We start from the raw sequence: 6,680 nt of genomic DNA, 5'->3' as shown, positions 1-6,680 counted from the left end.
AGTAATTCTTGCTGTTAAATTACCACCTTCTACAACTGATACGGTTTGAACTGATTCTTTAACAGCTTGATTGTCTTGTTCTAAACCTTTTTTAGTAGCAAGGATGTTTTCGTTGATGGCACTTGAGATTTGTCCAAATTCATCATTGCTTTTTACTTCTATAGTGGAAACATTTTTTGTTTTATGATTGATGAAGTCAAAGAATGAAGTTAAACCTGTTTGGATAGCTGCAAGTGGGGAGAGGTATTTTGATACGATGAAATAAAGGAGGATGACGCTAAATACTACTACAATAATGACAACAATAGCTTGAATAAATGCAGCTTTATGAATAGGTTTATTTATAATATCAGCGCTTTCGGTAATACAAGCTGTATAAGCAAAGACTTTAGTACAAGTTCCAAGTCTTTCTTGTCCTTTTAATCCATAGGTAAAAAAATTATAATTTCCATTAGCCTTATATGCATTTAAAACTGGAGAATGATCAATAGACGGATTTAATAATTCTTTATTGGTTGCAGCAAATATTTTATTTTCTTCATCAAATAAAAAAGTATTTCCAGGAGTTTTTGCAACTAAATTTTGTAAATCTTCAGATGGCATATCTATACCTAACACCCCAATAAATTTACCATCTTTATAAATAGCTTTAGAATATGTTATCACATATTGTTTTGTTGCAGTATCTAAATATGTTGGTGTAATAAAAACATTATTCGTTTTTAACGCTCCTTGATACCATTCTTTTGCTTTTATATCCAAATTATCATATAAATTAGGCATTATTTTTTTGTTATCATTAGCTTGTTCGCTGAGTAAAACTTTTCCATTTGCTAAACCTAAATAAGTATTTAATGCGTCTGTACTATGGCGATAATATTTCAATATTGGACCAACATTGTTAATAATATTTTCTTCGGTATTTAAAGATTGATAAGGTAAATTTATTATATCTTTTTCTAAATTCTCGGTAAAAGATATATTTGTTGACCTAAAATTTTCAACAGTAGATTGCGTAACTTTAAGCAGGTCAGTTTGATTTTTAAGAGTACTTTCATGTAGTGAGGTTTTTGTAAAATAAAAACTTACAATACCTAGAATAATTAAGGCAAAAATTGCAATTAAATTTGCAATGAGAGAAAGCTTAAATTTTATACTATTCATTTTTTTCCTTTATTTGTATTTATTTTTAAATTTAAAATTAAATCTAGTATTATTTTATCAAAAAATATAAAATATTTCTTGACTTTTATCTTGAAAATTTAAAAATTTAATTATATTAATTGAAAATTATATGTATTTTTCTAAAAAGTAGCATTAATATAAAATAATAAAATATTTAGTTAAAAATTGAATTGTATGAAATTTATACTTATAAAGGATTAGAATGGCTTATACGATCATAGAGGTAGAAAGAAAAACAGGAGTTTCTAGTAGAACACTTAGGTTTTGGCTAGATAAAGGTTTATTTCCCTTTGTGGAAAAAGATAAAAATGGAGTGCGTTATTTTAGTGAAAAAGATTTAGAATGGGTGATTTGGGTGGATTGTTATAGACAAATTGGCATGAGTATCGAGGATCTTAAAAGATATATTTTTTTATGTGCTAAAGGAAAGAGTACTGCAAAAGAGAGATTAGAGATTATTTTAAAATTAAAAGAAAAAACACTAAAAGATATGAAAAAATTGGAGAGTATTATAAAAAAACTTGATTTTAAAATAGATTATTATGAAAAAATGGTTATGGAAAATAAAGATGAGCTAAATCCTTTAAGTAAAGATTATATTAAACGGAAAAAACGAGTAAAAATTTAAAAATATTTAATTTTATTCTTGACTTACACCAGATGTTAGGTTTTATACTTTTGATTAACATGATAGAAAAATGTTTTAATAATTAAGAACTATTAGTTTTTAATAAAAAATAAAAAAAGGATAAAAATGCAAAGAAGAAAATTAAGAAATTTGGAAGTAAGTGTCTTAGGACTTGGTTGTATGGGAATGAGCTTTGGTTATGGAGAAACTAAAGATGAAAAAGAGATGATAACACTCATTCATAGGGCAAAGGATCTTGGTATTGATTTTTTTGATACAGCCGAAGTTTATGGTCCTTTTATTAATGAAGAATTAGTAGGTAAAGCAATAAAATCTTTTAGAAATGAAGTGGTATTAGCAACAAAATTTGGTGTTAGAATTGAGGGTGCTAAGCAAATTGTTGATAGCACGCTTAATAAAATCAGAGAAAGTTTAGAAGGTAGTTTGAAGCGTTTGCAAACAGATTGTATAGATCTTTATTATCAACACAGAGTTGATACAAATGTTCCAGTTGAAGAAGTTGCTAATTTAATGGGTCAGTTTTATAAGGAAGGAAAAATTAAAGCTTGGGGTATGAGTGAAGCAGGAGTGCAAAGCATTAAAAAAGCTCATACAGTATTTCCGCTTAGTGCGGTTCAAAGTGAGTATTCTTTATGGTGGAGAGAACCAGAAAAAGAACTTTTAAAAGTTTTGGAAGAATTAAATATAGGTTTTGTTCCTTTTTCTCCTTTGGGAAAAGGATTTTTAGCAGGTAAATTTGATGCAAATTCTACTTTTGAAAATAATGACTTTAGATCACAAGTTCCACGTTTTAAAAGCGAGAATTTAAAAGCTAATTTGGATTTAGTTTATGCATTAGAAGATATAGCAAAAGCTAAAAATGCTACTTTAGCACAAATTGCTCTTGCTTGGGTTTTGGTGCAAAAAACATTTATTGTGCCTATTTTTGGAACAACAAATTTACGAAGGTTAGAAGAAAATATTAATGCTGTTAATACTCATTTTACTCAAGAAGAATTAAATCATTTAAAGAGTATTTTAGAAAAAATAATAATCAAAGGGGATCGGTATGCCGGTGAAGCAGCTCTTAGAGTTGGGAAATAAAAAGTTTGGTTTATTTCTTATTGTAATGGTTTTATGTAGTTTTGTTAAAGGAGTGTAAATGCAAGAACTTGAAAGTAAAGGAATTCATGGAAGTTTTAAAGGCGATAGTAAATTTTTTAGCAAAAATGTAAAAGTTTCTATGATGTTTAAATCAAATGAGTGGAGAAATTTTAGTGGGGCTTTGGTTGAATTTGAAGCCAGTGCTAGAAGTGCATGGCATACTCATCCTCAAGGACAAACCTTAATCGTAACAGAGGGCGAAATCATCACAAAAGTTCCAGGGCAAAAAGCCTTTATAGCTAAAAAAGGCGATGTGATAAGCTGTCCTATAGGAGTAAAGCATTTTCATGGTGCAACTAATACAAGTAGTGGAGCACACATAGCACTTACAGGCGAAAAAGAAGGTAAAAATGTAGAATGGCTTGAGCTTGTAAGCGATGAAGAATATGAAAATGCCTTAAAAGAAGCAAGAGAGTAAAGAAATTTGTAAATAAAACACAAAAATTTTATAAAAACTTTTATGTTTTTGGAGTATTTTAAATGCTCTTTTTTCACAAATTTTAAAAACCACAAAGGATAAAACCATGCAATTAAGACAAAAAGCAAGAGAAATTTTTGAAAAACTCTTAGGAGGAGCAAAAAAGGATCAACTTTTTGCAAGTGATAAAGAGTATTTTATCAATCATATAAATTTTACTTTTGATGAGAGCTTTATAAAAGCAAATTTGGATACACAAAAATATTTTTTAATCACTCTTGCTTCTACTTTAGCAGTAGGTGGAAAAATAGAGTTTAAAGCTTTACTTCAAGGTGCAATCAAGAACGATATAAGTCCTATTGTCATCAAAGAAGTGATTTATCAAGCTACGCCTTATGTGGGTTTTGCTAGAGTATGTGATTTTTTAAGCCTTTGCAATAAAGTGTTTAAAAAACTAAATATCGCCTTAGTTTTAACTCCACAAGGTACTACTACGCAAGAAAATCGCAAAATAAAAGGTAGGGAAATACAAAATGCTATTTTTAGTGAAGCCAATATCACTAAAATGATAGAAACTACACCAGAAGATAAAGCTTTTATAAATGATTTTTTGAGTGCGAATTGTTTTGGAGACTACTATACACGCATGGGACTTGATCTAAAAACTAGAGAGCTTTTAACCCTTGTATATCTTATCTCACTTGGTGGGCTAGACAATCAAGTAAAAGCTCACATACAAGGCAATCTTAACATGGGGCAAAGTAGAAAAGATTTGCTAAATATCATTGCAGCTCTTATTCCATATATCGGTTATCCAAAGGCTTTAAATGCAATTGCTGTGTTAGATAGCTTGACTTTATAATTTTTTATGTTAAAAATTTATGTTGCATTTTTATTGAATGAAAGGATTAAAAAATGGAATTTAAAACTTTATTAAATATAAAAGAAAAAAGATTACAAGAATGTCAAGAATTGATAAAAAAACTTGAAAAGGAAAGAAGCAATTATGAAATTACAAATTGTAAAAATATAAAAGAAATAAATATAAAATTAGAAAAATTGATAAAAAAAGAAATTTTATTTTTTGAAAATTTAGAATATGAAAAATTTAAAAATAATCCCCAAGAATTTGATGATTTAGAAGATGAAATTTATTTTTATTTTGATTTATATATGATAAATATTTCCAAACCAGAGTTAAAAGAGCTTGAGTTTAATTCTAAAGTTGAATTTAAAAAATATGAGGAACGTTATGAAATAAGAAAAGATAAAAAAGATTTTATTAAACTTTCAAAATCAATTTTGCAAACTTCAAAAGATTTATTTCAAGTTGCAATTTTGGCTGGATTTTCCATAATTATTTTTATACTCATTCTACATTCTTTGCAAACAAAAACCATTCCTTTTTTGGATAGCCAAAAGGCAACTGCTTTGGCGATTACAGGAGTTTTATTTGGAGGAATTTTTAGTTTTTTCTACATGGGAATATTTTCTTTTTCAAGAGAACTATATAAACAATATTTTAAAATACCAATAAGAGTCCCTTTTATAATTTATGTTGCTTCATCCATTATCACTTTTATCACATTACAGAAACCTAATATATTATTATTAATATCTATTGTTATTGTATTTATAGTTGCAAATGGTGCATTATATTTTTTTGGGAGAGAATATAGAATTTCATTAAATAAAATAGAAACTTTTATGCTACAAACCATATTAATATTTATTATGTATGTATCTATGATCATTGTTAGTATTTTTATCATCATCAAATCTCAAGAAGTTAATCGTATTTATCTGGGTATTGGTCATTTAATTATTTTTATATTTTTTAGTCTTCAATTGTGTTTTAAAGACTTTAAAAGTTTTAAATTTTTTGTTTTGATTAACACTATTATCTTATTTTTATCTATTATGTTTTTAAATGAAAATATTACTTCTTATTTGAAAATAGGCAATTTTAAGGTAGAAGAAATGACACTAAGTAAAAATAAAATTGTAAAAAATAAATTATTAGATAATAACATCAGCTTTATTGAAAATGAAGAAGGTTTAAAAGTAAAAGATTTATATATTCTTTCAGATGCAAAAGATGTATATTATATACAAAGCAAAAAAGAAGAAAATAAGAAACTAAAAAAGTCATTTCTAATAGATAAAAAATATGTTTTAGATAAAGATTTTTGATAAAAAAGGAAAGTTAAAGTGCAAAGTATAAGTTAAAATATTTTACTTTAGTATAAATTGCACTTATTTTTAAATATATCAGTTTAAAAAAACTTAAAGACTATAAAAATGCGAAATAAAAGTAGTTTTTATTAAAGAAGAATAAAATAACTTTACAATTTTCTTAAAATTTTGCAATATTTTTTTACATTTTTTCGATAAGAAAAAAGCTTAAAGTCATTCTTTTTTGCTACAAATTTGGTGTTTTTGTGAAATAAATTTTTCAAGCTTTTTTCTTGTTTTTTCAATTTGTTCAAGTGAAGTAGTATTAAAAGAATTTAAGATAATTTTTATTTCTTTTTGCTTTAAAAAATTTAGAATATCAGTATTTTGTTTACCTAGCCAAATTTCAAAACCAAATTTAAGTCCGACTTTAAAACTAAGCATATCAAAAAGTGTTTCACGCATAGAATTTAACAAATAATTTGACATTATAAATTGTTTTCTTAAAAGAGCTTTTTCTAATTTTGTAAAAGTAAAATAAAACTCATTGCATATTTCATCAAAATCTTTTTCTGTTGGTTTCTTAATGCAAAAAAACATTCTCATTTTGAGTTTTCTTAAATCTTTGATCTTTATCTATAAGCGCTTTGCTTAAAGGTTCAAATTTATAATAATGTTTCAATGATTTTAAAGGGATAAATTTAAAGTCTATTCTCACTCCATTTTTAAAAATTACCAAAAAACTCACCCAATTTTTAGGCAAATCAGCTTTATAGAATTCAAAGCTTTCAGGCGCTTGATAAAATAAAATTTTTCCAAAATTTTTAATAAATTTAGGGAATTTTGCTTTTTTGATATCTTTGCTTTTGTTTAGGTTTAATAATTTTCTCAAATTTTTAGATTTTAGAAAAAATGAAATATCATAATCTTGATATTTATCCTTTTTAGCTTTCTTATTTACTCTTGAACCTTCAAGTGTTATAAGACGAATTCGTTTATAAATAAAAGCAATATTTTTAATTTTTTCTAAAATTCTTTTTTTGCTTTGCATCTAAAAATTCCTTTTTAAAAAATCTTAAAAGTTTTATATTTATATAATAATGATTTTTA

At 25.8% G+C, this 6,680-nt stretch carries 8 protein-coding genes; 5 read left to right on the top strand and 3 right to left on the bottom strand.

Features of this window, described 5'->3' with window-relative positions; genetic code table 11:
• On the bottom strand, nucleotides 1-1,164 hold a 1,164-nt coding region (locus AJN69_RS08300), incomplete at its 3' end, for a cache domain-containing protein (RefSeq protein ID WP_261663889.1).
• A 223-nt stretch (nucleotides 1,165-1,387) separates the two neighbouring features.
• On the opposite strand from AJN69_RS08300, the gene AJN69_RS08295 reads away from it, so the two are divergent.
• The 5 genes from AJN69_RS08295 to AJN69_RS08275 all read left to right on the top strand — a co-directional run bounded on the left by AJN69_RS08295 (nucleotide 1,388) and on the right by AJN69_RS08275 (nucleotide 5,588).
• Nucleotides 1,388-1,813: a MerR family transcriptional regulator gene (locus AJN69_RS08295; RefSeq protein ID WP_070210380.1), complete on the top strand. Its 426-nt coding sequence runs from the start codon at nucleotides 1,388-1,390 to the stop codon at nucleotides 1,811-1,813.
• Between the two features lie 126 nt (nucleotides 1,814-1,939).
• Nucleotides 1,940-2,917: an aldo/keto reductase gene (locus tag AJN69_RS08290; RefSeq protein ID WP_070210379.1), complete on the top strand. Its 978-nt coding sequence runs from the start codon at nucleotides 1,940-1,942 to the stop codon at nucleotides 2,915-2,917.
• Between the two features lie 58 nt (nucleotides 2,918-2,975).
• Nucleotides 2,976-3,395: a cupin domain-containing protein gene (locus AJN69_RS08285; RefSeq protein ID WP_070247970.1), complete on the top strand. Its 420-nt coding sequence runs from the start codon at nucleotides 2,976-2,978 to the stop codon at nucleotides 3,393-3,395.
• Between the two features lie 106 nt (nucleotides 3,396-3,501).
• Nucleotides 3,502-4,257 (top strand): carboxymuconolactone decarboxylase family protein, encoded by a 756-nt coding sequence (locus AJN69_RS08280; protein ID WP_070288063.1) that lies wholly within the window; start codon nucleotides 3,502-3,504, stop codon nucleotides 4,255-4,257.
• Nucleotides 4,258-4,367: 110 nt separating this feature from the next.
• Nucleotides 4,368-5,588, top strand: a complete 1,221-nt coding sequence (locus AJN69_RS08275) for a hypothetical protein (RefSeq protein ID WP_252322219.1) — start codon at nucleotides 4,368-4,370, stop codon at nucleotides 5,586-5,588.
• A 216-nt stretch (nucleotides 5,589-5,804) separates the two neighbouring features.
• On the opposite strand, the gene AJN69_RS10440 is transcribed toward AJN69_RS08275, so the two are convergent.
• Entirely contained in the window at nucleotides 5,805-6,176 is a 372-nt protein-coding gene (locus AJN69_RS10440) for an aminoglycoside 6-adenylyltransferase (protein ID WP_250538367.1), read from the bottom strand.
• On the bottom strand, nucleotides 6,154-6,621 hold the full coding sequence (locus tag AJN69_RS10435; RefSeq protein WP_250537481.1) for an aminoglycoside 6-adenylyltransferase: 468 nt from the start codon (nucleotides 6,619-6,621) through the stop codon (nucleotides 6,154-6,156). The genes AJN69_RS10440 and AJN69_RS10435 overlap by 23 nt, the downstream gene beginning before the upstream one ends.
• Between the last annotated feature and the right edge of the window lie 59 nt (nucleotides 6,622-6,680).

The sequence above is a fragment of the Campylobacter sp. BCW_4338 genome (assembly GCF_001763255.1).
In the GTDB taxonomy this organism is placed as follows: domain Bacteria; phylum Campylobacterota; class Campylobacteria; order Campylobacterales; family Campylobacteraceae; genus Campylobacter_D; species Campylobacter_D jejuni.
The sequence above is the reverse complement of the archived record's forward strand: the minus strand, read 5'-3'. Positions and strand labels throughout refer to the sequence as shown.

Excerpts from the sequence above, each read along its gene's own strand:
- AJN69_RS08290 (WP_070210379.1), top strand. The coding sequence starts at position 1,940 with ATGCAAAGAAGAAAATTAAGAAATTTGGAAGTAAGTGTCTTAGGACTT.
- AJN69_RS08280 (WP_070288063.1), top strand. The coding sequence starts at position 3,502 with ATGCAATTAAGACAAAAAGCAAGAGAAATTTTTGAAAAACTCTTAGGA.
- AJN69_RS10440 (WP_250538367.1), bottom strand. The coding sequence starts at position 6,176 with ATGAGAATGTTTTTTTGCATTAAGAAACCAACAGAAAAAGATTTTGAT.
- AJN69_RS08285 (WP_070247970.1), top strand. The coding sequence starts at position 2,976 with ATGCAAGAACTTGAAAGTAAAGGAATTCATGGAAGTTTTAAAGGCGAT.
- AJN69_RS08295 (WP_070210380.1), top strand. The coding sequence starts at position 1,388 with ATGGCTTATACGATCATAGAGGTAGAAAGAAAAACAGGAGTTTCTAGT.
- AJN69_RS10435 (WP_250537481.1), bottom strand. The coding sequence starts at position 6,621 with ATGCAAAGCAAAAAAAGAATTTTAGAAAAAATTAAAAATATTGCTTTT.